This window comes from Rhodococcus sp. ARC_M5 (assembly GCF_022810405.1).
Lineage (GTDB): Bacteria > Actinomycetota > Actinomycetes > Mycobacteriales > Mycobacteriaceae > Rhodococcoides > Rhodococcoides navarretei.
Window position 1 is genome coordinate 91,305 of record NZ_JALGQE010000002.1, and the last position, 22,888, is coordinate 114,192.

The 22,888-nt window shown below is 65.2% G+C and carries 24 protein-coding genes and 1 pseudogene; 2 read left to right on the top strand and 23 right to left on the bottom strand.

Features of this window, described 5'->3' with window-relative positions:
• Positions 1-2: 2 nt before the first annotated feature.
• From MTX34_RS03770 to MTX34_RS03780, 3 genes are all read right to left on the bottom strand, one after another.
• Entirely contained in the window at positions 3-1,415 is a 1,413-nt protein-coding gene (locus MTX34_RS03770; protein ID WP_243596438.1) for a glutamyl-tRNA reductase, read from the bottom strand.
• Positions 1,412-2,251 (bottom strand): redox-sensing transcriptional repressor Rex, encoded by an 840-nt coding sequence (locus MTX34_RS03775; RefSeq protein ID WP_243608514.1) that lies wholly within the window; start codon positions 2,249-2,251, stop codon positions 1,412-1,414. The genes MTX34_RS03770 and MTX34_RS03775 overlap by 4 nt, the downstream gene beginning before the upstream one ends.
• A 157-nt stretch (positions 2,252-2,408) precedes the next feature.
• A complete protein-coding gene (locus tag MTX34_RS03780; protein ID WP_243596440.1) occupies positions 2,409-2,690 on the bottom strand; it encodes a glutaredoxin family protein in 282 nt (93 codons plus the stop codon).
• Between the two features lie 144 nt (positions 2,691-2,834).
• On the opposite strand from MTX34_RS03780, the gene MTX34_RS03785 reads away from it, so the two are divergent.
• A complete protein-coding gene (locus tag MTX34_RS03785; RefSeq protein WP_374638806.1) occupies positions 2,835-3,821 on the top strand; it encodes an HAD family hydrolase in 987 nt (328 codons plus the stop codon).
• 19 nt (positions 3,822-3,840) lie between these two features.
• Here the strand turns inward: MTX34_RS03785 and MTX34_RS03790 are convergent, their stop codons facing one another.
• The 10 genes and pseudogenes from MTX34_RS03790 to MTX34_RS03835 all read right to left on the bottom strand — a co-directional run.
• Complete coding sequence (locus MTX34_RS03790; protein WP_308198469.1) at positions 3,841-4,329, bottom strand: N-acetyltransferase family protein; 489 nt, start codon at positions 4,327-4,329, stop codon at positions 3,841-3,843.
• Between the two features lie 26 nt (positions 4,330-4,355).
• Complete coding sequence (locus MTX34_RS03795; RefSeq protein ID WP_243608516.1) at positions 4,356-5,405, bottom strand: lysophospholipid acyltransferase family protein; 1,050 nt, start codon at positions 5,403-5,405, stop codon at positions 4,356-4,358.
• Positions 5,402-6,529: an NAD-dependent epimerase/dehydratase family protein gene (locus MTX34_RS03800; protein ID WP_243608517.1), complete on the bottom strand. Its 1,128-nt coding sequence runs from the start codon at positions 6,527-6,529 to the stop codon at positions 5,402-5,404. The genes MTX34_RS03795 and MTX34_RS03800 overlap by 4 nt, the downstream gene beginning before the upstream one ends.
• A 142-nt stretch (positions 6,530-6,671) precedes the next feature.
• Positions 6,672-6,773 (bottom strand): 30S ribosomal protein bS22, encoded by a 102-nt coding sequence (locus MTX34_RS03805; protein WP_003402602.1) that lies wholly within the window; start codon positions 6,771-6,773, stop codon positions 6,672-6,674.
• Positions 6,774-6,977: 204 nt separating this feature from the next.
• Positions 6,978-7,214, bottom strand: a complete 237-nt coding sequence (locus MTX34_RS03810) for a helix-turn-helix domain-containing protein (protein WP_008713658.1) — start codon at positions 7,212-7,214, stop codon at positions 6,978-6,980.
• A gap of 127 nt (positions 7,215-7,341) precedes the next feature.
• Positions 7,342-8,157 carry a pyrroline-5-carboxylate reductase gene (gene proC / locus MTX34_RS03815; RefSeq protein WP_243596444.1) on the bottom strand — a complete coding sequence of 272 codons (816 nt, stop codon included), beginning with the start codon at positions 8,155-8,157 and terminating at the stop codon, positions 7,342-7,344.
• 18 nt (positions 8,158-8,175) lie between these two features.
• Complete coding sequence (locus MTX34_RS03820; RefSeq protein WP_243608518.1) at positions 8,176-9,033, bottom strand: thioesterase family protein; 858 nt, start codon at positions 9,031-9,033, stop codon at positions 8,176-8,178.
• A 22-nt stretch (positions 9,034-9,055) separates the two neighbouring features.
• Complete coding sequence (locus MTX34_RS03825; RefSeq protein ID WP_243608519.1) at positions 9,056-9,898, bottom strand: sugar phosphate isomerase/epimerase; 843 nt, start codon at positions 9,896-9,898, stop codon at positions 9,056-9,058.
• A 12-nt stretch (positions 9,899-9,910) separates the two neighbouring features.
• Positions 9,911-11,059 (bottom strand): hypothetical protein, encoded by a 1,149-nt coding sequence (locus MTX34_RS03830; protein ID WP_243608520.1) that lies wholly within the window; start codon positions 11,057-11,059, stop codon positions 9,911-9,913.
• Positions 11,056-11,397: pseudogene (locus tag MTX34_RS03835) on the bottom strand (hypothetical protein); the annotation flags it as partial. The gene MTX34_RS03830 and the pseudogene MTX34_RS03835, both read right to left, overlap by 4 nt.
• Positions 11,398-11,508: 111 nt before the next feature.
• Here MTX34_RS03835 and MTX34_RS03840 point away from each other — a divergent pair.
• Positions 11,509-12,261, top strand: a complete 753-nt coding sequence (locus MTX34_RS03840) for a hypothetical protein (RefSeq protein ID WP_243596526.1) — start codon at positions 11,509-11,511, stop codon at positions 12,259-12,261.
• A gap of 69 nt (positions 12,262-12,330) precedes the next feature.
• On the opposite strand, the gene MTX34_RS03845 is transcribed toward MTX34_RS03840, so the two are convergent.
• The 10 genes from MTX34_RS03845 to MTX34_RS03890 all read right to left on the bottom strand — a co-directional run bounded on the left by MTX34_RS03845 (position 12,331) and on the right by MTX34_RS03890 (position 22,864).
• The gene (locus MTX34_RS03845; RefSeq protein WP_243608521.1) at positions 12,331-13,356 is read right to left on the bottom strand and encodes an NAD(P)-dependent alcohol dehydrogenase; all 1,026 of its coding nucleotides are present in this window, start codon (positions 13,354-13,356) and stop codon (positions 12,331-12,333) included.
• A 74-nt stretch (positions 13,357-13,430) separates the two neighbouring features.
• Positions 13,431-14,120, bottom strand: a complete 690-nt coding sequence (locus MTX34_RS03850) for a response regulator transcription factor (RefSeq protein WP_243596449.1) — start codon at positions 14,118-14,120, stop codon at positions 13,431-13,433.
• Entirely contained in the window at positions 14,117-15,289 is a 1,173-nt protein-coding gene (locus MTX34_RS03855) for a cell wall metabolism sensor histidine kinase WalK (RefSeq protein WP_243596450.1), read from the bottom strand. The genes MTX34_RS03850 and MTX34_RS03855 overlap by 4 nt, the downstream gene beginning before the upstream one ends.
• A 137-nt stretch (positions 15,290-15,426) precedes the next feature.
• Entirely contained in the window at positions 15,427-16,182 is a 756-nt protein-coding gene (locus MTX34_RS03860) for a phosphoglyceromutase (RefSeq protein WP_243596451.1), read from the bottom strand.
• On the bottom strand, positions 16,179-17,321 hold the full coding sequence (locus tag MTX34_RS03865; RefSeq protein ID WP_243608713.1) for a low temperature requirement protein A: 1,143 nt from the start codon (positions 17,319-17,321) through the stop codon (positions 16,179-16,181). Before MTX34_RS03865 ends, MTX34_RS03860 begins: the two co-directional genes overlap by 4 nt.
• Before the next feature lie 228 nt (positions 17,322-17,549).
• Complete coding sequence (locus tag MTX34_RS03870; protein ID WP_243608522.1) at positions 17,550-17,951, bottom strand: hypothetical protein; 402 nt, start codon at positions 17,949-17,951, stop codon at positions 17,550-17,552.
• Between the two features lie 15 nt (positions 17,952-17,966).
• Complete coding sequence (locus MTX34_RS03875) at positions 17,967-18,533, bottom strand: DUF3558 domain-containing protein (protein WP_243608523.1); 567 nt, start codon at positions 18,531-18,533, stop codon at positions 17,967-17,969.
• Positions 18,534-18,672: 139 nt separating this feature from the next.
• A complete protein-coding gene (locus MTX34_RS03880; protein WP_374638882.1) occupies positions 18,673-19,845 on the bottom strand; it encodes a lipase family protein in 1,173 nt (390 codons plus the stop codon).
• A 62-nt stretch (positions 19,846-19,907) separates the two neighbouring features.
• Positions 19,908-21,659 carry a CocE/NonD family hydrolase gene (locus MTX34_RS03885; RefSeq protein ID WP_243608525.1) on the bottom strand — a complete coding sequence of 584 codons (1,752 nt, stop codon included), beginning with the start codon at positions 21,657-21,659 and terminating at the stop codon, positions 19,908-19,910.
• Positions 21,656-22,864, bottom strand: coding sequence for a lipase family protein (locus MTX34_RS03890; protein ID WP_243608526.1), 1,209 nt, complete (start codon positions 22,862-22,864; stop codon positions 21,656-21,658). Before MTX34_RS03890 ends, MTX34_RS03885 begins: the two co-directional genes overlap by 4 nt.
• Between the last annotated feature and the right edge of the window lie 24 nt (positions 22,865-22,888).

Below are 22,888 nucleotides of genomic sequence, written 5' to 3' on the forward strand. Positions count from 1 at the left end.
GGTCATTCGACACGCTCCTGACCGGTGGTTCCGCCGGGGTAGGAGTCCGAGCGCGGATCGGTGCGACTGGCGGTGAAATCGTCCACCAGTTCCAGCGAGCCGATCTCCATCGGCGTGGCAACAGCGTCGACCGAGCCGGGGCTCAGCTCGAACAGTTCACGCAGCGCAGCGGCGTAGGAATCTCCGCCCGGGGTGCTGGCGAGTTGCTTGACGCGCACGGTGGGCGAATGCAGCAGCTTGTCCACGACGCGGCGCACGGTGCGGGCCACCTCGTCGCGTTGCGGCGAGTCGAGCCCGGGCAGCCGCGATTCGAGACGCAGCAGCTCGCCCTCGACCACCTCGGCAGCACGTTGACGCAGTGCCGTGACGGTGGGGGTGACCTCGGCAAGTCGTTGTCCGGCAAGGTAACCCGAGAGTTCACTCGACACGATCTCGCGAGCGGCGGACGCGTCGTTCGCCGCGGCACCGGCAGCGGGATCGCGCTGCAGGGACTCCATGTCGAAGACGGTGATGCCCGGCAGACCCGAGACCGCGGCGTCGACGTCACGCGGCAGGCCGAGGTCGCAGATCACCAACGGGCGTTCGGAACCGCGGCGAGCGAGTGCGAGGTGGGCGTCGGCGATGGAGACCACGGCCCCCACCGCTCCGGTACAGGTGAGGAGGATGTCGGCCTCGGCGACTGCGTCGGCCAGGCTTTCGAGGGCGACCGAGGTTGCGGGGATGCCGTTGGAGACGGCGTTCTCGGCCAGGTGGTCGGCTCGCTCGCGAGTGCGGTTGACGACGGTCAGTGCACCGATGCCTGCGCGGCCGAGATGTGCGACGGCGAGTCCGCCCATCGCTCCCGCTCCGAGGACCACGGCCTTGCGGCCGGCGAGGGAACCGTCGAACATGTCGGCGGCGCGGTCGAGGGCCACCGAGACCACCGAGGCTCCGGCGGCGTCGATTCCGGTTTCGCTGTGTACCCGCTTGCCGACGCGGAGGGCCTGCTGAGCCAATTCGTGCATCACCCGGCCCGAGGCCTGCTGCCCGTCCGAGGCGGCGTAGGCCGAACGGATCTGGCCGAGGATCTGCTGCTCGCCGATGACCATCGAATCCAGGCCGCTGGCAACGGCGAAGAGGTGCTCGACGGCCGCCTCGCTGTAGCGGACGTAAGCGTGCCTGGTCAGGTCCGCGATCTCCAGCCCGGAATGTTCACCGAGAACCTCGCCGACGGCGGTCAGCGCGCCGTGGAAGGCGTCGACAACGGCGTAGATCTCGACGCGATTGCACGTGGACACCACCATGACCTCGGAAATGCTTCCGCTGGCCATCAGCTTATCGGTCAGTTTCGGGCGATCGGTGTCCGTGATGGCGACACGCTCGAGGACTGCGACGGGAGCGCTACGGTGCGATATCCCGACGAGAAGGACACTCACGGTGCAATCACCGATCCGTTTCTTGTCGAACTGTTGACTGGGTTTGGGTTACCGGCGATACGCGGGCCGTGACTGCGGCCGAGGCGTGCCGTGGACGTGAGCGGTGACGACGTCAGTGGGGGCGGCGAGACCGGCCGGGGCGCGACGACGATGGCCGGGTCGGCGATACCCGCAGGCCCGGAGACGTTGCGCGAGCTGTTGAAGGAGAGCACCTGCATCTCCACGGCCAGGTCGACGCGCCGCACCTCGACGTGGTCCGGGACGTCGAGAACCATCGGCGAGAAGCTCAGGATGCATTCGACACCACCGTCGACGAGCTGCTCGGCGACGCCGTGCACGGCCTCGTCCGGGGTGGCGATGACGCCGATGGTGGCTTCGAGTTCGCGGCAGGCGACGACGAGTTCGTCGACGTGCCGGACGGTGAGGCCGTCGATCTCGGTGCCCACACGCGCCGGGTCACTGTCGAACAGGCCGACCATCGTGAAGCCGCGTCGGGCGAATCCGCCGTAACCGGCCAGGGCCTGCCCCAGGTTGCCGACTCCCGCCAGGACGACGCGGTGGCCGCGATCGAGTCCGAGTGCGCTGTCGATCTTCGCGCGCAAGCGGGCGACGTCGTAGCCGACTCCGCGAACGCCGTTGGGGCCGAGGAAGGAGAGGTCCTTGCGCAGTTTGGCCGATCCGACTCCTGCTGCGGTGGCCAACTCTTCGCTGGAGACGATCAGAACGCCCTCGTCCGCGAGGATCGAGAGGACCCGCAGGTATGTCGCCAGACGGGTGACCGTAGCCTGAGGGATGACCCGCTCTACGCCGCTGGGCGACGGGCGCTCTTCGGTCACGTCTGGGGCTCCTCGTCCGAACGGCAACGACGGCCGATCTTCACGCTGATCCTGCGTTCGTGTCTTGTTCACGGACGCTGTTCACACCACGGTAACCGCTTGTGAACGAATGAACAAAGTTGCGCACACCGGCCTTCACCTGCACACGCGAGAGCAATCACACGTTCTTAGGGTGCCCTGCCCGGGTGAGATCGGCCCGCAATCGCGGCACGTCTACCTCCCAGTAACTGTGTTCGATGCCGTCGAGGAGCACCACGGGCACTCGATCGCCGTACTCCGCACGCAGGTCAGGCGATTCCGCTGCCGCCTCGTCGACGTCGACGACCGTCACGGCCACGCCGAATTCGCGGCACACCTCGCTCAATACCTCGAACGCGTGGGTGCAGGAATGGCAGCCTGCGCGCGTGAGAAGAGCCACGCCGGTGGGGGTCGTCTGCATACGTCCACTGTGACACGGCCGCAACGGAGACGAAGGTCACAGTTCCCGGTCCGGGCGGGGGGCGTCGAGTGCTGCCCTTCGCCTGCCTTCCGAGCAACCCCGACTAGGCTTGCGGCGAGCGACTCGACTGGGAGGAGGACGGACGTGAGTGACGGGGGAACAGACCTGCCGATCGAGAACACGCCCGATATCGACACGGTCGATACGAACGATCCGAGCGGAGACAAGCAGTTCAAGCGCCGTATCCGCAGAATCCGCAATCCGTTCGGTCCGACGGACGCCGAGGTCCGCGCCAACGTTGCAGGTCAGGCCAGTGCCGATGCCGCTCTGGCGTTGCAGATCGAGTCCGAGGGTGCCGTTCCGCGAGATCTGACTGCTGCGGCTTTCTTCGACGTGGACAACACGATGGTGCAGGGCGCGTCGATCATTCACTTCGCTCGCGGGTTGGCCGCCCGCAAATACTTCACCAGCGGTGATCTGGCTCAATTCGCTTGGCAGCAGGTCAAATTCAGGGTCAGCGGGAAAGAGAACAGCGAGGACGTGGCGAGCGGACGAGAGAAGGCGCTCTCGTTCATCACCGGCCGTCCCACCTCGGAGCTGTCCAGTCTCGGCGAGGAGATCTACGACGAGGTGATCGCGGACAAGATCTGGGCCGGTACCCGAGCTCTCGCCCAGATGCACCTGGACGCCGGTCAGCAGGTCTGGCTGGTGACGGCCACTCCCCTCGAGCTGGCTCAGATCATCGCCAAACGCCTCGGCTTGACCGGGGCGCTCGGAACGGTCGCCGAGAGCAAGGACGGGGTGTTCACCGGTCGTCTCGTCGGCGACATCCTGCACGGCATCGGCAAAGCCCACGCGGTGCGCTCACTCGCGGTGCGGGAGGGTCTCAATCTCAAGCGCTGCACCGCGTACTCGGACAGCCACAACGATGTCCCGATGCTGTCGCTCGTCGGCACTGCCGTAGCGATCAATCCCGATACCGACCTGCGTGAGCTGGCCAAGAATCGCGGTTGGGAGATCCGCGACTACCGCACCGGGCGCAAGGCCGCCAAGATCGGTGTCCCGACTGCATTGGCCTTGGGCGCGGTGGGCGGCGGGCTGGCCGCCGTGATCGGCCGCCGCAAGGGGTGATCCGCTCGGCGCTCGTAGGTCACAACGTCAGTTGCATCAGCGTCAGGTCCAGCCACCGACCGAATTTCACGCCCACCTGCGGCATCTGTCCGACCGTGACGAACCCGAACTTCTCGTGCAGTGCGATCGACGTGGTGTTCTCGGATTCGATGAACCCCACCAGTACGTGCACTTCGCCGGCCTCGGCGCGCGCGATCAATTCACTCAGCAGGGCGCTGGCCAGGCCGCGCCGGTAGAAATCTCGGTGGATGTACACCGAGTGCTCCACCGAGTGCCGGTACCCGCTCTTGACCCGCCACTGCCCGTACGACGCGTATCCGGCCACCTGTCCGTCGACCTCGGCCGTCAGGACGGGGTATCCCGCGGCGATGCGACCCTCGAACCACGCTGTGCGGTCGGCGAGGTCGACCTGTTCTTCGTCCCAGATGGCCGTGGTGTTGGCGACCGCATCGTTGTGGATGTCGAGAATCTCGGGCAGGTCGTCGACGGTGGTATCGCGAATGAGCACGGCCACACAATAACCCGGCGTGCCGGCTATCCCAGAAAGACGTTGCGTCTCTTGGCAAGCAGTCGGTAGAGCGTGTGCTGAATGGTTTCGCGGACGTGGTCGGTCAACTCGAACAGCACCATCGGATCCTCGAACGCGGTGGAGTCGTACGAGTCGGTGTGGATCGGCTTGCCGAACTCGATGTACCACTTGGACGGCAACGGGATCAGCCCCAGCGGACCGAGGTGCGGAAAGAACGGCGTGACCGGAAAGTACGGCATCCCCATCAGTCGTGCCAGCGGAGCGATGTCGCCGATCTTGGGGTAGATCTCCTCCGACCCGACGATGGAGCACGGGATGATCGGTGCGCCCGTTCGCAGCGCAGCCGAGACGAAACCGCCGCGACCGAAGCGCTGCAACTTGTACCGCTCGCTGAACGGCTTGCCGATCCCCTTGAAGCCCTCGGGGAACACCGCGGCCACCTCGCCGGTGCGCAGCAGTCGCTCGGCATCGGGATTGCACGCCAGGGTGTGCCCGGCCTTGCGCGCGATCGTCCCGACTCCTGGCATCTCGAATGCCATGTCGGCGGCCAACATTCGCAGTGGGCGGTGCGCCGGGTGATGATCGCGCACGGCGACCGAGGCCATCAGCGCATCGACAGGCACGACGCCGGCGTGGTTGGCGACGACGAGCGCGCCGCCGTCGGACGGGATGTTCTCGATTCCTTTGACCTCGACGCGAAACCACTTGTCGAACAGCGGTCGCAGCAACGGCAGCCAGACGGCGTCGGCGAAATGCGGGTCGTAGCCGAACTCGTCGACGCTGTAGTCACCGGCAACACGCCTGCGCACGAACTCTGCGACCGAGGAGATCTGGTCGACGATCGTCGTCTTGGTGTCGTCGATCATCGACAGCAACGGTGCCGCTGTCGCAGCCGCTACGGCCGCCGCGTCGACCGGGGCCGGGTCGAGCAACGGCGTCGGCTCCCGAGGATCTGCGTACGCGGAGGGGTGCCGTTCACGCGAGCCCTGTGCTGCGCGGGCTGCGCGACCGGTGGTGCCACCGTGCAGTGGAATCACTTTGGCCACGTCCCTCACCCGTCCCCTCCCGAACCAGGCACTGTTTCCCGACTACGCAGCGACGCCAGTGCGCGCGCCGTCGACGCGCCGGTTTCGACGGCCGCGACCAGACGTTCCTCCACGCTGTCGACCCACTCGGTTCTGAGGACCGGGCGCAGCGCGGCACCTTTGACGAAATCGTCGAACGCCTGAACCGTGGTCCACCGCGGCTCGAAGCCGAGGACGGACCGCATACGGGTGGTGTCGAGTCCGCAGCCGAAGTGGAAGTAGTCGAGTTGCTCGGTGGTGAACTCGCGCATCATGCCGCCCATGAGGGCGCGGCCGACACTCTTGAACAGCGGGAACGGCACCGGGACCTGAACTCTGCCGGCACGACGAATTGCCTGGGAGAGCATGATCGTGCCGTCGGCTCCGATGTTGAACGTGCCCGCCGACCCGCCGATGGTCGCGCGTTCGAGCGCGGCGAGGGCGTCTTCCTCGTGCAGCAACTGCATGCGCGCATCGCGGCCGACGATGCTCGGGATCAGGGGCGAGGTCATGTACCGCGAGATGGTGCCGTTCAGTCGTGGACCGATCAGCGGAGCCATCCGCAGAATCGACACCGCGATGTCCGGTCGTCGACGGCCGAGTCCGCGGATGTATCCCTCGATGTCGATGGTGTCCCGTGCGTAGGCACCGCTCGGCGGGCGTCGAGCACTCATCTCCTCGGTGAATTTCACCGGATCCTTGGCGCTGCAGCCGTACACCGAGGACGACGAACGCAGAACCACTTTCTCGACGGTAGGCGACTTCTGGCAGACGGCGAACAGCTGCATCGCGCCGATGACGTTGAGATCCTTCATCGTGGCCCGACCACCGGACTTCGGGGGCTTGGCCACGGTGGCGGCGTGTACGACGGTGTCGACCCCCGCATTGCGGATCACTTTGCCGATCAGCGGATTACGGATGTCGGCGCGGACGAATTCTGCGCGACCCATGCGACGCAGCAGGTCCTTGCTCGGAGACTTCGCATCGACGGCGATGACCCGTTCGATCTGCGGGTTCTGGGCGAGCCTGGTGACGAGGTAACCGCCGAGGAATCGACTCGCTCCGGTCACCAGAACCACTCGGGGCGCGGCCATGCCACGATCGCTCGGACTCATTGCGCACCCCCAACATCGGTTCCGCCGCAAAGCCTACTGGATCGGCAGGAGTTCGCGCGGCGAGAAGCAAAGCCGTCTTCGAACGGAAGAAGCCCGCCACCGAGGGGTGACGGGCTTCGCCGTGAAGCAGATGACGGCAGGCTTATTTGCCGAGTTTCCTGCGCTGCACGCGGGTACGACGAAGCAACTTGCGGTGCTTCTTCTTCGACATGCGCTTGCGACGCTTCTTGATCACTGAACCCATGCGGGTGTCCTCACGTTCTTCTCTAGCGTTTTCGCGCACGCCGTTTGCGTACGCCTACCTGACAACCAAGCCCTGGGGCTTCGGTCACCGAGCTGGCGCTGGGGCCACGTACTCGCCCACGGCTACACACCGGCTGGCTGGCACGACGATCGCCAATCCTACCGGTGTGAACCGGTAGTTACGAAACCGGCCCCGCGTGCACTATTAGCCTGCGTCGAAGTACGAGGTCTCGAGATAGTCGTGCACCGCCTTGGCGTGCACACGAAAAGATCGACCCACCCGTACAGCGGGCAATTCTCCGCCATGCACCAGTCGGTACACGGTCATTTTCGAAACCCTCATCAGCGTCGCCACTTCGGCGACCGTGAGGAACTGCGTTCCGGCCAGAGCCGGTTGACCGTCCGGGGACGAACCCTTGGACGGCTTGTTTATAGACGCCATCAATCCACATACCTCCGGCACGTCTCATGCGGCAGGCTTCCCCTCCTGCCGAACAGACACGCACGTGCTGCCCCCGAGCCTATAGGGACAGATGGGGTTACTGCGACGGGTGTGGGGAAAAGATTTTTTATTCTGCTGTGATGCCCATCTCAACGGATCGGGTGTTGGCGGCACCGAGTGCATCGAAAAACGCTGCTCGGAGGCCGTTTCGTTCCAATTCACGCACGGCAGCAGCGGTCGTTCCACCCGGAGAGGTCACTGCGTATCGGAGCTCGCTCGCGGTCTCGTCGGAGCGATCGAGCATTGCTCCCGAGCCCACCATCGTCTGCACCACGAGCGCCGACGCCACCTCGCGGCTCAATCCAAGGCCCACTCCCGCGTCGATCATGGCCTCTGCCACCAGGAAGAAATAGGCCGGACCCGACCCGGACACGGCCGTCACGGCGTCGAGCTGGTTCTCCTTGACCACCACCACCTTGCCGACGGCCGAGAGGATCGAGCGGACGAGCTCGAGATGCTCCGCGCGGGCGTACTTGCCCGGAGCCAACACGCTGACACCCTCCCCCACGAGCATCGGAGTGTTGGGCATGACCCGAACGACAGGGAAGCCGGCGGGGAGCTTGGGCTCGAACTTGTTGGTGGGGACGCCTGCGGCCAGCGAGACGATGAGTTGTTCGCGGTCGCCGTCGAGTTCGATCTTGGTGATCTCGGTCAGTGCCCCTTCGACGTCGGCCGGCTTGACCGCCAGCACGATCACGTCGGCTCCCTCGGACGCATCGCCGACGGTCGTGGTGAGGACGCCGAACTCCTTCGCGATCTCCTTGGCGCGGTTCTCCGACTTCTCGGCGACCACCAGATCGCGTACCGCGTGCCCGGACTCGAGGAGTCCCGCAATCAACGCCTCGCCGATCCGTCCGCCGCCGATCACTGCAATTCTTGTCATGCGGCCAAGCCTGCCATGTCAGTTCGAGCGCGGCACCATCGCCAACTGTCTGCTCTGCACCACCACGGCACCCGTCGAATCCACCACCACGTGGTCCTCCTCGAACCAGGTGTTGCCGATGACGGTGCTGGTCGCAGCCACCCGCAGCCACCCCGGTGCCGGACGGCGGCGCAGGTAGGTCGTCAACTGCACGGTCGGAGCCCAACCGAACATTCCGCGGTTCATCGTCACCGGAGCCGAGATGTCGCCGGTCATCAGTGCGAACAACACTGCGGTGTCGACGTCGGCCTCGTCTCCGGCGAAGGGACGCACCCACAGCCGGATCTCCGCCTCACCCTGCTGACCGGTCAGGAACGACGCCGACGTGGCGTCGATTCGCATCTCGCAGCCCTTGGCGACGTGCACGATCGACGCCATCGGATGATCGCCTGCCACCGCGAGCGTGTCGGCGGGAGGCTCGACGGCCATCTGCGCCAGCGACGTCGGTGTCTCGTGGTGCGGGTTCTCGGAATCCGGTCGACCCAGGGTGACCACCGCTCGCACGGCAACGCGTCCGGCCTGGGTGAGCTCGACGTCGACGTGCGAGACCTGGCGACCCCGTTTGCGCACGATCGTCGTCAGCGCGACCTCGCCGGGATCGGGAGCGGCCAGGTAACTGACGCTCACCGCGAGCGGCTGGATCTCGGCCTGCTCCTGGTCGGTCGAGACGATGTGCCTGCGCGCTGCCGCCGCGCAGACGGCGAGCATGGCCCCTCCGTGCACTTTCGGACCGATGGTCCAGGTGGAGTCGATCGCGCCCGCGAACGACGCGGTGTCGGCGGCGACCTCGAGCGCGGTCAGGGTGGTAGCGGCTGTGAAGGGGCTGGCAGAACTCATTCCCGACAACTTACCGTCGGCCTCAGGACAGGTGTGCGCGGGCGAACTCCAGTGCCTGCCCGAGCATCGACGACCGCTCGGGGACCGTTCGCGCATTCTGCGTGTTGATCTCGATCACCGCCTGCCCCCCGAAGCCGCGGCGGACCAGTTCGGTGCACACCTCCACGCACGGCTGGCTGCCGTGGCCGGGGATCAGGTGCTCGTCGACCGATGCTCCCCTGCCGTCGGCCAGATGCAGGTGCGCGAGGCCCTCACCCATCCGGTCGAGCATGTCGAGCGCGTCGGAGCCCGCGGTGGCCGTATGGGAGAGGTCGAGCGTGTAATGACCGTGGCCGACGTCTGTCGGGTCGTAGGACGGTGAGAAAGCCGACAGTGCCGCTCCGGGGCCTCCGCGTCGTTCGAGGCGCTGCGCGGATTTCTCCTTGCGTCCGAAGAAGCGGTCGGCCCGCATCGGGAACATGTTCTCGACGGCGACCACCACGTGCGAGTTCGATTCGAGTTCGGCGACCTGATCGGAGAAGCCGTCGCTGTACTTGCGTTGCCAGCGGAACGGAGGATGCACCACGACCGTCGCCGAGTCCAGTTTCTCGGCCGCCTCGACCGAGCGGGCCAATTTGGCGATCGGATCGGATCCCCACACCCGCTGCGAGATCAGCAGGCACGGCGCGTGAATCGCCTGCACCGGCATGGAGTACTCCCGCGACAGAGCAGCCACTGCGTCGACGTCCTGGCTGACCGACTCGGCCCACACCATCAGTTCGACGCCGTCGTAGCCGAGTTCGGCGGCGTAGCGAAACGCCGCCTCGGTGTTCTGCGGGTACACCGAGGCGGTGGACAGCCCGATCGGTATTCGCTTGGTGGCCATCGTCGGTCGAGCTCAGCCGGTACTGAGCTGGAAGGCGAGCGGACCGAGAGTGACGAACACACCCACGGCGATCGCGATGACGATGGATATCAGATCGTCGGTGCGCCGCAGAATTCTCACCACGGCGACGAGTCCGACGATGACCAGTACCGCGAGCACCAGTGCGACCCACGGCAACACGTCCCACAGTTGCTCGAAGCCCTTGAACAGCAATGCGCCGACGACGATGGACACCACGGCCTGGCCGATGAGCGCCAGCCACTGTCGGACGGCACCGCCCTTGCTCTTGACGGCCGACGCGCGGCGTCCGGAGCGAGTTGCCGCACTCGTGTCGTTCGCCTCGGTCTCGGTCTCGGTCTTGTCGCCGGTAACGGGCTTGACGCCGGTCTCGGGCTTGTCGCCGGTCTCGGGCTTGACGCCGGTCTTCGGCTTGACGAGGTCGACGGCCTCGGTGACGGCGGGGGGCGTGCTCCCGGCCTTCTCGTCGGTCGAGTTCGCTCGGTCGTCGTCGCGCTTGATGCGCGGAGCCACCGCCGTCTTGGCCAGATCGTCGACGTCGATCACTGCGGCTCGCGGGGCGACGTCCGTGTTCGGCTCGGCCACCTCGACCTGTCGCGGCGGCGCGAATCCTGCAGGCGTGCGGGCCCGGCCCTGCTCGGCCGACGTCGAGCCGTACGGCAACCGTTCCGGCGTCGTGGGCGCAGCCGGCCGCAATCCGCGTTCGGTGTCGTCGTGCGAGCGGTTCAGCAGGTCCCCGGCAACCGTGGTGGAGCCGGACAGCAATTCGGGCTCGGGCTGCTGCTTCTCGCGCCTGCCTGCGGGTTGGAACGGAGTCGGGCGTGCACCCTGCGGCCGGGCCGGTTGAGGGCGGGAGGAGACAGCCGCGGATGCATCGTCGCTGTTCCGGGGCTCTGACGGTGCGACGTCGGGTGTCTCGGGCTCGGAGGCGTCGACCGCAGGCGTCTCGACCACCGGGGCGCTGCGGTTACCGGGCTCGTCGCGCACGACGGGTATCTCACCGGTCAGTTCGGCGACGGAGATCCCGCCGGTGACGCCACGGCGACGGCGTCCGCCTGCGCTCAGGTTCGTCTTCTGGCCGTTTCGGGCCAGCAACTCGGCAACCGAGATCTGTCCGGTGTCTTCCGGGTTGGCGTCGCTCATATCGAACTCCCCACCACATCGCCGTCGATTACGGTGTCCAGCTTCCTCACGATCAAACCTTCCCTCAGCGCCCACGGACGGATCTCGAGCGACTGCACCGTCGATGCCCGCATGTTCGCCTCCGCTACCGGAGCCACGGCCACCGGTCGTGGTGACCTGTCAGCCCTGACGCCTTCCAATTCTGCACGGTCGACTGCCGTCATCCGCGATCCGAAGGCCATGAGTTGCCTCGAGCCGCTCGCGGTCTGTGCCCGCGTCGCCCTCGGACCGGCCCCGGAAGGCGCTGCACCGGTCGAGCGAGCCAACGAACAACACCTCGTCGAGGTTCCCACGCCACGGTGGGCATCCTCCATGAGCACCCCTAATCGCACAGACCCACGGTACTGGGTCTACCGTCGTCCTTTGTGACATCAGGTCGTGAGCAGCAGTCGTTCGCTGCAGAGGTCGAGATGGATTTTCCCCGAGAATGGGTCGAGTTTCCGGACCCCGACAATCCGGAACACCTCATCGCCGCGGATCTGACGTGGTTGCTGTCCAACTGGACCTGCGTGTTCGGCACTCCGGCCTGTCAGGGAACCGTCGAAGGTCGGCCGGACGACGGCTGCTGTTCCCACGGTGCATTCCTGTCCGACGAGGACGACAAACGCAAGCTCGACGAGTCGGTGAAGTTGCTCACCCCACAGGACTGGCAGCTCATGGACAAGGGTCTGGGCAAGAAGGGATACGTCGAATACGACGATCTCGACGACGAGCAGTCCCTCCGTACCCGGCGCTACAAGGGTGCGTGCATCTTCCAGAACCGACCCGGGTTCGAGGGTGGCATCGGGTGCGCCTTGCACTCGATGGCACTGCGCAAGGGCATCGAACCGCTCGAGGTCAAGCCCGACGTGTGCTGGCAGCTGCCGATCCGACGCACCCAGGATTGGGTGACGCGGCCCGACGGCTCCGAGATCCTCAAGACCACCATCGGCGAATACGACCGACGCGGCTGGGGCGAGGGTGGACTCGATCTGCACTGGTACTGCTCGGGCTCGCCCGACGCGCACGTCGGTGCCAAGCAGGTGTTCGAGTCCTACAAGCCCGAATTGACCGAACTGCTCGGCAAAGCCGCCTACGACGAATTGGCGTCGCTGTGCAAGCGTCGCCGCGGCCTCGGTCTGATCGCCGTACATCCCGCCACTCGTGAAGCTCAGCGCCGATAGAGCGGCTGCGCCGCACGTGCACGGAAATTCGTAGCCCACTACGAATTTCCGCTCACGATCACCCTAGTGTCAGGGAACGATGACCGCGCGGCCCTTGATTTCTCCGGCGTGCAACTTGTCGTATGCCTCGGTGGCCTCGTCGAGGCTGTACCGCTCGACGTGAATCTCGATGGCACCCCGCTTCGCGAGTTCGACCACCTCGATCAACTCGGCACGCGAACCCCAGTTGATCGCACGGCCTGTCACATCGAGAGGCACCGTGCGCTGGCCGATCTGGACTGCGCCGCTGGCAACCCCCACCACCACAACGTGGCCTGCGGTGGCCACCATGGCCGCGGCGAGGTCTGCGGTGGGCTGAATACCGACGAAATCGAACACGACGTCTGCGCCGAGTCCACGAGTCAGACCTTTGACCGAATCGGCTGCACCGGGCTCGGACCGGTAGACGTGATCCGCACCGACTTCGGTGGCGAATTCGAGTTGCCTGTCGCCGAGATCGAGGGCAACGACGGTCGATTGGGTCAGTGCCTTGAGCAACTGGATCGCCACGTGGCCCAGTCCGCCTGCACCGATGACGACGGCAGTCGCGCCCGGGGTGAGTTTGTCCAGTGCCGACTTGACTGCCCGGTACGGCGTCAAGCCTGCATCGGTCAGCGAGACACTGGTGACGGGATCGAGGTCGCCGAGCGGGACCAGATGGCGGGCGTCGTCGACGATCATGTATTCGGCCATGCCACCGTCGCTGAAGATGCCGGGCGCGCGCATCCCCTTCTCGCAGTTCATCTCGTCACCCTTGGCGCAGTGGTAGCAGCGGCCACAGCCCCACGGTCCGTACACGAGGACCGACTCGCCGATCTCGACGTCGGTCACGCCCGCACCGATGGCTTCGACGACGCCCGCCACCTCGTGGCCCAACGTCAGCGGAACCGGCTTGAAGAAGTACTCCTCCTCGGAGACGCCCATGATGAACTCGTCCGAGTGACAGGCTCCTGCGGCCGTCACGCGCAGCAGGATTTCCGATGCTGCGGGCGTCGGCTTCTCGATCTCGACCAGTTCCGGGCGTGAGCCGATGGTTCGATACTGCAAGGCCTTCATGCAATCACTTCCCTTGTCACAAGATTCGTCGTTAGTACTTGAATCTTAAACTTCGGGGGAAGTCGACCAGATCGCTACCCTTCGAGCTTGTAACCGAGTCCGCGCACGGTGACGAGGTGCTCCGGCTTGGCCGGATCCGCCTCGATCTTCGAGCGCAGTCGCTTGACGTGCACGTCGAGTGTCTTCGTATCGCCCACGTAGTCGGCTCCCCACACGCGGTCGATCAGCTGTCCGCGGGTGAGCACTCGGCCGGAGTTGCGCAACAGGTATTCGAGCAGGTCGAACTCCTTGAGCGGCAACGTGATCTGGTCCGACCCGACCATCACCACGTGACGTTCGACGTCCATTCGCACCGGGCCCGCTTCGAGCACCCCGGTGTCGACTCCACCGTCGACCTCGGCATCGGAACCGCGGCGCAGAACCGCGCGGATGCGGGCGATGAGTTCGCGTGCCGAGTACGGCTTGGTGACGTAGTCGTCGGCACCGAGTTCGAGGCCGACGACCTTGTCGATCTCACTGTCGCGTGCGGTCACCATGATGACGGGAACGCCTGAGCGTGAACGCAATTGCTTGCACACGTCGGTTCCGCTCATGCCGGGGAGCATGAGGTCGAGCAACACGATGTCGGCTCCTGCACGATCGAATTCCGCGAGTGCCGAGGGTCCGTCTCCGACGACGGTGGCCTCGAAACCTTCCTTGCGAAGCAGGAAGGCCAGCGGATCGGCCAACGACTCTTCGTCTTCCACGATCAGAACGTTGGTCACTGATTCTCTCTTTCTGTAACCGAGGCGTCGTCTTCTTCTTCGAAGTACGCAGGGATCTGGAGGGTGAAGGTGGATCCGGTGCCCAGCTTGCTCCACAGCGAAATGCTGCCGTTGTGGTTGGCTGCGACGTGTTTGGCGATGGCCAGGCCAAGGCCTGTGCCGCCGGTTGCCCGCGACCGAGCTTTGTCGACGCGGAAGAATCTTTCGAAGACGCGTTCCTGGTCTCCCTTGGCAATGCCGATGCCGCGATCGGTGACGGCGAACGCCACATTGTCTCCGCGTAGGGCTCGGCTCACCGACACGGGCGCACCGTCCGAGGAGTAGGCGATGGCGTTCTGGATGAGGTTGGCCAGGGCCGTCACCAGCAGCGCCTGATCGCCGAGTACTTCGAGACCGCTCGGGTGGTCGGTGGTGACGGAGATTCCGGCGTTCTCGGCGGCGAGCTTCGACCGGTCCATCGCTTCGTTGACGACCGTGTCGACGTCGACGACCTCGAGATCGGGCAGCTTCTCGGCCCCTTGCAATCGCGAGAGTGCGATCAGTTCGGTGACCATGTTGCCGAGGCGTTTGGACTCGGCAACGACCTTGCCGCCGAAGTGCCGGACGGAATCGGGATCGTCGGCCGATTCGAGAAGCGCCTCGGCCAGCAGACTCATCGCGCCGACGGGCGTCTTGAGCTCGTGGCTGACGTTGGCCACGAAGTCCCGACGCGTCGCCTCCATCCGGACCTGCTCGGAGTCGTCGTCGGCGAACAGCACCACGAAGCGCTTGTCTTCTTTGCTCAGCAGACGCGCGACTCCGCGGACGGCGATCTTGTCGCGGCCGGTTCTCGGATTCTTCGAGCTGAGGTCGACTTCGACGGGGTTGCCGTCGGCGAGGACTTTGAGCGCGGCGTCCCAGGCCCGGTCGTCGATCAGACGGTTACGCACCAGGCCCAACTCCTCGGCGCGTGGGTTGAACAGCACCACGTCGTGAAACTGGTCGACAACGGCGATACCGCTCTCCGACGCGAGGACGATCAGGTCCAGTACCTGCGACATCGTCAGACCGGACGTGGCGCGACGACGCTCCGAGTGTCGAGTATTGAGGTAGGGAATCAGAACACCGCCGACGAGGTATCCCACGAAGGCCGCGGCGATAGCCAGCAGTACGGCCGATGCAACACTCACACCGGAATCGTACGTTCGATGGACAGCTCACATACGCAGGGTGCAGGCATTTCCCTGGTCGTCATAGTCCTCGTCGGCAGTGTTCTTCGATCGTTCACCTGCAGTTACGACAAAAGGTCGGTTTGTCGGAGGTGAAGCTACTTACCGCCCTGGTTTGCCACGGCGGCTGCACCTGCAGCCGCGGCTTCCGGGTCGAGATACGTCCCGCCGGGGTTGGTGGGCTTCAACTTGCCGCCCGATTCGGTGAGGTCGTACTGCAGCGGGATTCCGGTGGGGATGTTCAGTTCGGCGATATCGGCGTCGGAGATCTCGTCGAGGTACTTCACCAGCGCGCGAAGCGAGTTGCCGTGCGCAGCGACGAGGACGTTCTTGCCTGCCTTCAGATCGGCGACGATCGTCTCCTCGAAGTACGGGATGAGCCGCTCGACGACGTCTGCGAGGCACTCGGTCAGCGGAACGCTGTCCAGATCGGCGTAGCGGGGATCGGCATCCTGACTGAACTCGCTGCCGACCTCGATGGCGGGCGGCGGGGTGTCGTAGCTACGACGCCACAGCATGAACTGCTCGTTGCCGTACTTGTCCTTGGTCTCGGCCTTGTTCAGACCTTGGAGCGCGCCGTAGTGCCGTTCGTTCAGACGCCAGTCGCGGACCACCGGGATCCAGTGCCGGTCGGCCGCGTCGAGTGCGAGGTTGGCGGTGCTGATCGCGCGGCGCAGCAGCGAGGTGTAGAGCAGGTCGGGCAGGACGCCCGCCTCGGCCAGAAGCTGGCCGGCACGCTTGCCCTCGGCCTCACCCTTCTCGGTCAGTCGCACGTCCACCCAACCGGTGAACTGATTGGAGGCGTTCCATTCGCTCTCGCCGTGGCGAAGCAGGATCAATGTTCCGATACTCATGTGGCCAGTTTCTCATGCTCGTCGCTGGTTGGCCCGCGTGCGACGAGGACGCCGACCATGATGATCATGACGACTGCCGTGAGGGTGATCGGGATGGGGATGATCGGGTCGAACAACACGAGCACAGCACCGACCGGAACTGCGACGTTGACGACGCGGTCCGCGTGGGCGCGGATGGCGATCAGCCAGACACCGAGCACGAACACCGCGATCGGGATTGTGACGGTGAACGACGCGGCTACGTCGCCGAGCGCGCTGTGCTCGGTCAGCACGTCGATCTCGACCTCGATGCCGGCCGAGAACGCACCCGCTGCCGCGAAGATGAAGTAGTGCGCGTAGCCGTAGACCACCGAGTTGCCGAACATTCCGATCGCCCGGTGATGCGGGGGCCAGAAGTAGATCCACCACAGGCTCGCGGTGACGATCACGGTGAGGATCGAGATCGAGATCAACGGTGCCAGTGCAGTTTTGTCGTGCAGCGGTTCGATGATGGCGTTGGCCGAGGCCAGCAAACTCTCTCCGAGCAGGATCAGGGTGAACAGTCCGTAGCGCTCGGTGATGTGGTGCGGATGCCAGGGGGTGGTTCCCTTGCGCTCGGCGATCAGGGGCACCGACATCTCGACTGCGGCCAGGGCGAGGAACACCACGACGGCAGTGGTGCCGTCGAGCAACAGCACCCAGAGAATCCACAGAACCTGCACTCCCGCAATGCCTGTCGCGTAGGTCAGCGCAGTCTTGCGAAGTTCGTCGTGTCTCGACGCCCTCAGCCACTGGGTCACCATGGCGATGCGCATCACGATGTAACCGATCACGACGATGGTGAAGTTCTTGTCGTTGAACGCCGAGTCGACTCCAGCGGCCAGGACCAGAACTCCGACCATCTGTACGACGGTCAGCGTGCGATAGAGCCAGTCGTCGGTGTCGAAGGAGGTGGCGAACCACGTGAAGTTCATCCACGCCCACCAGATCGCGAAGAACACCAGTAGGTAGCTGATGATGCCGTCGCGCACGTGATTCTCGGTGAGGGCGTGATGGAGTTGCACCGCGGCGATGCTGACGGCGACCACGAACACCAGGTCGAAGAACAACTCGAGCGGGCTCGCGGAGCGATGCGGTTCCTTCGGGTCGCGCGGTCGCATTTGTACCAGACGGGCAGCGGAGAGATTCACGATCGCAGACTAAGTCATCCGATTCGCGAATGTTGTCTCGATTGTGTTGCAGGGGTTAGCATTACGGACATTTCGGACAATGTTCGACGCTTCGTCGCGTTGATCTACTGGACCTCACACCCTTTGTGCCGACCGAGCGCCTGGGTTCACGTCATAGCGGGGGTGTGAGGTGTGCAGAAAAGGTGTGAGGTTGCAGACTCACTCCCCCAGGCCGGCCCCGATACCGCCGATCCGAGCTCCCACACTCCGATCGAGCCCTTCGGTGTCGACGAAATAGCGCTTGAACACCGACCGCATCAGTTCGATGACCTCGATGTGCTGCCTGATCGCGACGGCCGCCGACCGCTCTTCCCCATCGGCCAGTCGCTTGAACTTGCGCCCCAGCTGTCGAGCTGAAGGAAGCGTGCCGAATGCGTCGACATCGACGAGAAACTCGGTCTTTTGCAACATCCCATTCAGGTGTCTCAGGCACTCGGCGCACGCCTGGTCGCATTGGAACGCCACGCCCTCCGGAATCTCGAGCGCTCCTGCGGCCGCCTGCTCGGACAGGTTGCGCCACTGCTGCATCGACGCTGCAAGACTATCGACGTTGGTTCCCACCAAGCCCCCCTTCGGTCAATTTGCTGCCGGAGGCAGCGACGAACGCAGAGAGCCTGCGATCCGCATGATCTCCACGCACGGGTCACCCTGCGGTTCTTCGGAACCCATTGTGTCGAGGACGAAATACACCAGACCCTTCTCCACCTCGAATGCCATGCCACAACTTCGTCCGGCCGGACGGTCCGCGCGCAAGAACTGGTAACCGCCGAGGTCGTCGACCTTCGAGAACTGGCCGAATCGATCATTTCCTCGCAGATCGTCCAGTGAGTGGAAGCCCGAGAACATGCCCAGGAAGTACCACGACCCAGGGTCGGGGTCCGTCCAGATGCAGGTCATCCAGTCGGTCGAGATCGGCGCTTCTCCGAACAGGTTCGCACTCTTGCTTCCCACATCCAATCCCGCTGCCTCCACTGCACTGTCCGGAATCGTGCAGGGATCCCATGGCTTCGCTGCCAACGGCGTCGCAACCACCGAGCTCGTTGCCGACTCTGCGACCGGCGCATCCTCCGTCGCCCCGCCACATCCAGCAACCGACACCATCACGCCGACCACACCCGCCACCCACCACCGCGTTGCACTCACATCTGGTTGGACGCAGCGAACATCGCCTGGGTTCCACGGCAACCTCACACCCCTGTTACCGACTGCGCGCCCCCGCTCACTTCGGAGCAGGGGCGCGCGGTCTGCACACAGGGTGTGAGGTCACGACGGACGAAAGGCGTCAGCGGCAATTCGACGGTGCCGGCTCACCTCGGAATCGGGCGTCCACGTAGGCGTAGGCCTCGGGCAGTCCGACGAGCGATCCGCTGAAGTGCTCCGCGAGTGGATACGCCCTGAACTGCACCGTGGCACCGGCTGCGCAGTATCGGTCGACCGTCTCCTTCATCGGCGCGAACGGGGTGATGAAGTCGTTGATTCCGTGCCAGATGTACACCGGGGCCGAGGGCACGCCCTCGTAGTCGACGAGACTGTTCTTCTTCAATACCGCCTGCGCCGAGGGCAGCGAGGCGATGTCGACGTTCGACAGGTCCCGGGCGCTCTTGAACGCTCCACCGATGATGATGGGGCGCCGGCATTCGTTGCTCACGCGATCTCGCAGCGCCAGGCCCGCCGCATTGAGGTTTTCCGAGACGGGGAACTCGGTCGGGTATTCACGTTCGAGTCCGAGCGATGCCGCCAGCGCCATTCCGAAGGCCGGGTGCGGAATCGCGCTGTAGCCCAGGTTCTTTGCGATCAACCCCAAGTCGGCGGGCGTTCCACCGTGCACGCTGGCCACGATGTTCAGCTCGGGGGCGTATGTGGGTGCCATCGCACCGGCCCACGATGTCGCCAGTGCACCTCCGGAGTAACCCAGCAGTGCAACGGGGCTGTCCTTCAGCGGTAACTGCTCGAAGTTCTGCACGGCCCGAACGCCGTCGAGCGTCAACCGACCTTCGTACTCGGCAGCGCCGTAGGCACCGGTCGGTCCGAGGTAATCCGGCACCGCAACCGCCCAACCGCGGGCCACCATTCCGAGGTACAGGCTCGGGGCTTCGCCGATCTCGTACGTGAAGAGACCATGCGACGGTGCACATTTGACGCCCAGGGCATTGATCACTGCCTGATACGACACGAGTGGCGTTCCCGCACCTCTACCGCGGGGCATCAGCACGGTGGTCACGGCGGCGACGGGGGCACCTGCGGAATTGGTCGACCGGTACTTGAGTTGCCAGATGTCGGTATTGGGATACATCCATGCGTCGGCCCGACGGCTGGCCAGGATGTCACCCGGCGCGTGATCGGCGATGTCGGCCGGTGCCGCGTAGAAGATGTCCGGATCGGGGATCGTCGGCGTGGGAGCCGCCGAAGCTGTTGCGCCCGTTGCGAACAGGGACGCGCAGAGTGCCACCAGAATGGAGCCAAGGGCAAGAAGTTTTCGGATCACGGCGAGCCTTTCGGAGAAATCGAATCGAAGTGTCACGGCACTGTGGGCAACGAGAATTGGTTGATCGGATCCGCCGAGGAGACGGTCACGTCCGCTGGACCCGGCCCACCGGCGAAGGACGGATCCGACGCGGTGATCTCGACCCCGACGCGATGACCGCGGTCGAATCGATGAACGATGCTGGGCAGCGAGATCGTCACCGGGTCCCCAGATCCGGTGAGTACGGCCGGTGCGACGAGTCCGTGAATCGGGCTCCGCACACCGTTCGGTGCCACGTCGAGGACGGTGACGAAGACCGTCGCGGGACCGGACACCGTGGGACCGATGGACAACTCCGGTGAGCCGACCACGTCGACGGGTTCGGTGAGCGGCGCGGTTGTCCAGGACGCGGCAGAACCGGGTAGCGAGACCCGCGGCACAGGCAATTCGGCCGCGAGATTCGGGAGTCCGAACGTGGTGGGCATCGACGCACCTGCACCCCGAATCGTCTGCGTCCACGCATCATTCGTCGAATCACCCTCGGACAGCACTCCATTGGACAATCGGAACGCGCGGCGGGCACCGACGGGTAATGTCTCGGATTCGACGTAGGCCGGCGACGCGACGCCGGTGTAGGGCACCCAGTCCCGGAAATAGGTGAATGCCGGGCCCGGGTCGACGTCGCGATCTTTGAGGTGTCGGTCCAGCCAGTTGCCGACGAGGGCCGCCTCGTGCTGGGCGAACGGGTCGGGTGCCTTGATGTCGAACTCGCCCGGATAGCCCTTGCGATCGTTGTGTCCCCACGAATGCCAGATCATCGACGTCTCCACCCCGCGCGACCGCAGCGCCTCGAAGGTAGCGGCGGCTTCGTCGAGGCCGAACAACGAATCCTTCTGCCCCTGGGCGAGCAGAACCGGAACGTCGACACGATCGAGATAGTCGACGGGTGAGACATGACGCATGGCCGCCAGAGTTGCCGGGCCCGGCTGCCGGTTCGCAGCAAAATCGAGTGCCGCGTCGCACACCCACTCGGCATAGTTCGGGCACCCCGCCGCCCGTGCCGGATCGGCGGCGTAACCGAGCGGACCGGTCAGGATCGCTCCGGCCGCCAGAAAGGCCGACCCGAACACGCTCTTGATCGGCCCCACCGGCCGTCGGCCGGTCGCCTCCGGTGCCAGCGAACGCGACAGGTCGTTCCAGGTGATCATCGACGCCACCGTGTCCAGTCGCGGATCCATCGATGCGGTCGCCAATCCTGTTGCGCCGGCGTAGGACCCACCGAGATACCCGACGCGGGGATCCTGCGGAGCATCGAGGCGAACCACATCGAGAGCGGGAGCTTCCGCAGTTAGAGCAGCGTCGGTGAATACGCCGTCGTTGTCGCCGGCAAGGTAGCCGATGAGCGCCGACGCGGCCATGCCGTCGTAGTCGGGATCCGCGAAGTAGATCTTGCATGTCGAGCCACCGAAACCCAATGCGGAGTAGGACAGAACCACGTAGCCGTGAGTGGCGAATCTCGCCGCGGCACCCGATTGGTCGTCCTTGGACCCCCCGAACCCGTTGCTGGTCAGGATGGCCGGGGCGCGGCGCTCCGGTCCGAGCCCGGCCGGAACGTAGATGTCACCCACGACGGTGCAGTGCTGATCACGTTCGGGGCCCACTGCGACGTCGAAGTAGCGAGTCTGCACCGAGAAGTCGCCGAGCGACTGCGGTGCCAGCACCGGAAGTTCCGCTGCATGAGCAGGCGTGGTGGACACGACCAGAGCGGTGGTCGCAGCAACCACGGCACGTGCGAACAGTCTCATCGGATGCAGTTCGTCGGCGGTGCGACACCCCGAAACCTGTTGTCGAGGAACGTCAGAGCTGCCGGCAGTCCCTCGAATGCGGCCTGAATGTGCTGCGGAGCATGTACGACGTCGAACTGCAGGGTCGCCCCACTGGCGCAGTACCTCGCCGCGGTGTCACGCAATGCAGTGATCGGAATGAGCGGGTCGTTGTCGCTTCCCCACAGAAGCGTGGGTGCGGTGGGAACACCCGGATACCGCACCAAACTGTTCTCGTCGATGATCTGCTGCGCCTCCGGACTGTCCACCAGCGACGTCGTGGTGGAGACCGCCAGGGCGCTCTTGAAGGCTCCGGTCGCCAGGATCACCGGTGTGCACGCGTTCGAGACCTGATCCTTCAGCGCCAGGCCTGCGGGATTGAGTTGCGCGGTGATCGGCAGACGATCGGGGTATTCGCGTTCGAGGCCGAGAGCGGCAGCAAACGCGAGCCCGAATGCCTGGTGCGGCTGGAAGCCGAGCGAGCGAGCGATGTTGTCCAGGTCCGCCGGAACACCACCGGCTGCGGCACCGACGATGTTCAGCTCGGGCGCATAGCTCGGAGCGAGCGCTGCAGCCCAGGCCGTCGCCATGCCACCACCGGAGTACCCGGCCATTCCTACCGGACCGGCCGACAGCCCGAGCTCGGGAACTCGCTGCGCGGCGCGGATACCGTCCAGCGTGATCTGACCACCCAGTTTTGCTGCGCCGTAAGCACTGTCGGGTCCGAGGTGGTCCGGCACCGCGACCGACCAACCTCGCATCAGTGCCAGATTGAGAAACTCGCGCTCCTGAACACCGGTCGTCGGATCGGCACCGAACAGTGATTCCGACGGTGCGCACTGCAACCCGAGCGCGTTGACGAACGGCTGATAGGACAGCAGAGGGCCACCGGGTACGCGGTTCGCAGCTGCGAGGACGGTCGTCACCGCAGCGATCGCGTCGCCCCTGGAGTCGGACGAGCGATACTGGATCTGCCAGATGTCGGCTCCGGGATACAGCGGACTCGAAAATCGCCTGGTATCGAGGACGTCACCGTTGCTGGTTCCGGACAGATCCGGTACCGACGCGTACAGGGTGCCGGGCACCGGTGTCGGACCGGTGGGCGCAGCCGACGCCTGAGGTGCACAGACGAGCAACATCGACATCAGCCCGACGACGAGCGTAGAGGTCACGAAGGTGCGAAGCATGGTGTAACTCTTCTCGATTTCGAT

Excerpts from the sequence above, each read along its gene's own strand:
- MTX34_RS03780 (WP_243596440.1), bottom strand. The coding sequence starts at position 2,690 with ATGCAGACGACCCCCACCGGCGTGGCTCTTCTCACGCGCGCAGGCTGC.
- MTX34_RS03800 (WP_243608517.1), bottom strand. The coding sequence starts at position 6,529 with ATGAGTCCGAGCGATCGTGGCATGGCCGCGCCCCGAGTGGTTCTGGTG.
- MTX34_RS03805 (WP_003402602.1), bottom strand. The coding sequence starts at position 6,773 with ATGGGTTCAGTGATCAAGAAGCGTCGCAAGCGCATGTCGAAGAAGAAG.
- MTX34_RS03810 (WP_008713658.1), bottom strand. The coding sequence starts at position 7,214 with ATGGCGTCTATAAACAAGCCGTCCAAGGGTTCGTCCCCGGACGGTCAA.
- proC (WP_243596444.1), bottom strand. The coding sequence starts at position 8,157 with ATGACAAGAATTGCAGTGATCGGCGGCGGACGGATCGGCGAGGCGTTG.
- MTX34_RS03820 (WP_243608518.1), bottom strand. The coding sequence starts at position 9,033 with ATGAGTTCTGCCAGCCCCTTCACAGCCGCTACCACCCTGACCGCGCTC.
- MTX34_RS03825 (WP_243608519.1), bottom strand. The coding sequence starts at position 9,898 with ATGGCCACCAAGCGAATACCGATCGGGCTGTCCACCGCCTCGGTGTAC.
- MTX34_RS03830 (WP_243608520.1), bottom strand. The coding sequence starts at position 11,059 with ATGAGCGACGCCAACCCGGAAGACACCGGACAGATCTCGGTTGCCGAG.
- MTX34_RS03840 (WP_243596526.1), top strand. The coding sequence starts at position 11,509 with ATGGATTTTCCCCGAGAATGGGTCGAGTTTCCGGACCCCGACAATCCG.
- MTX34_RS03845 (WP_243608521.1), bottom strand. The coding sequence starts at position 13,356 with ATGAAGGCCTTGCAGTATCGAACCATCGGCTCACGCCCGGAACTGGTC.
- MTX34_RS03860 (WP_243596451.1), bottom strand. The coding sequence starts at position 16,182 with ATGAGTATCGGAACATTGATCCTGCTTCGCCACGGCGAGAGCGAATGG.
- MTX34_RS03865 (WP_243608713.1), bottom strand. The coding sequence starts at position 17,321 with ATGCGACCGCGCGACCCGAAGGAACCGCATCGCTCCGCGAGCCCGCTC.
- MTX34_RS03885 (WP_243608525.1), bottom strand. The coding sequence starts at position 21,659 with ATGAGACTGTTCGCACGTGCCGTGGTTGCTGCGACCACCGCTCTGGTC.
- MTX34_RS03890 (WP_243608526.1), bottom strand. The coding sequence starts at position 22,864 with ATGCTTCGCACCTTCGTGACCTCTACGCTCGTCGTCGGGCTGATGTCG.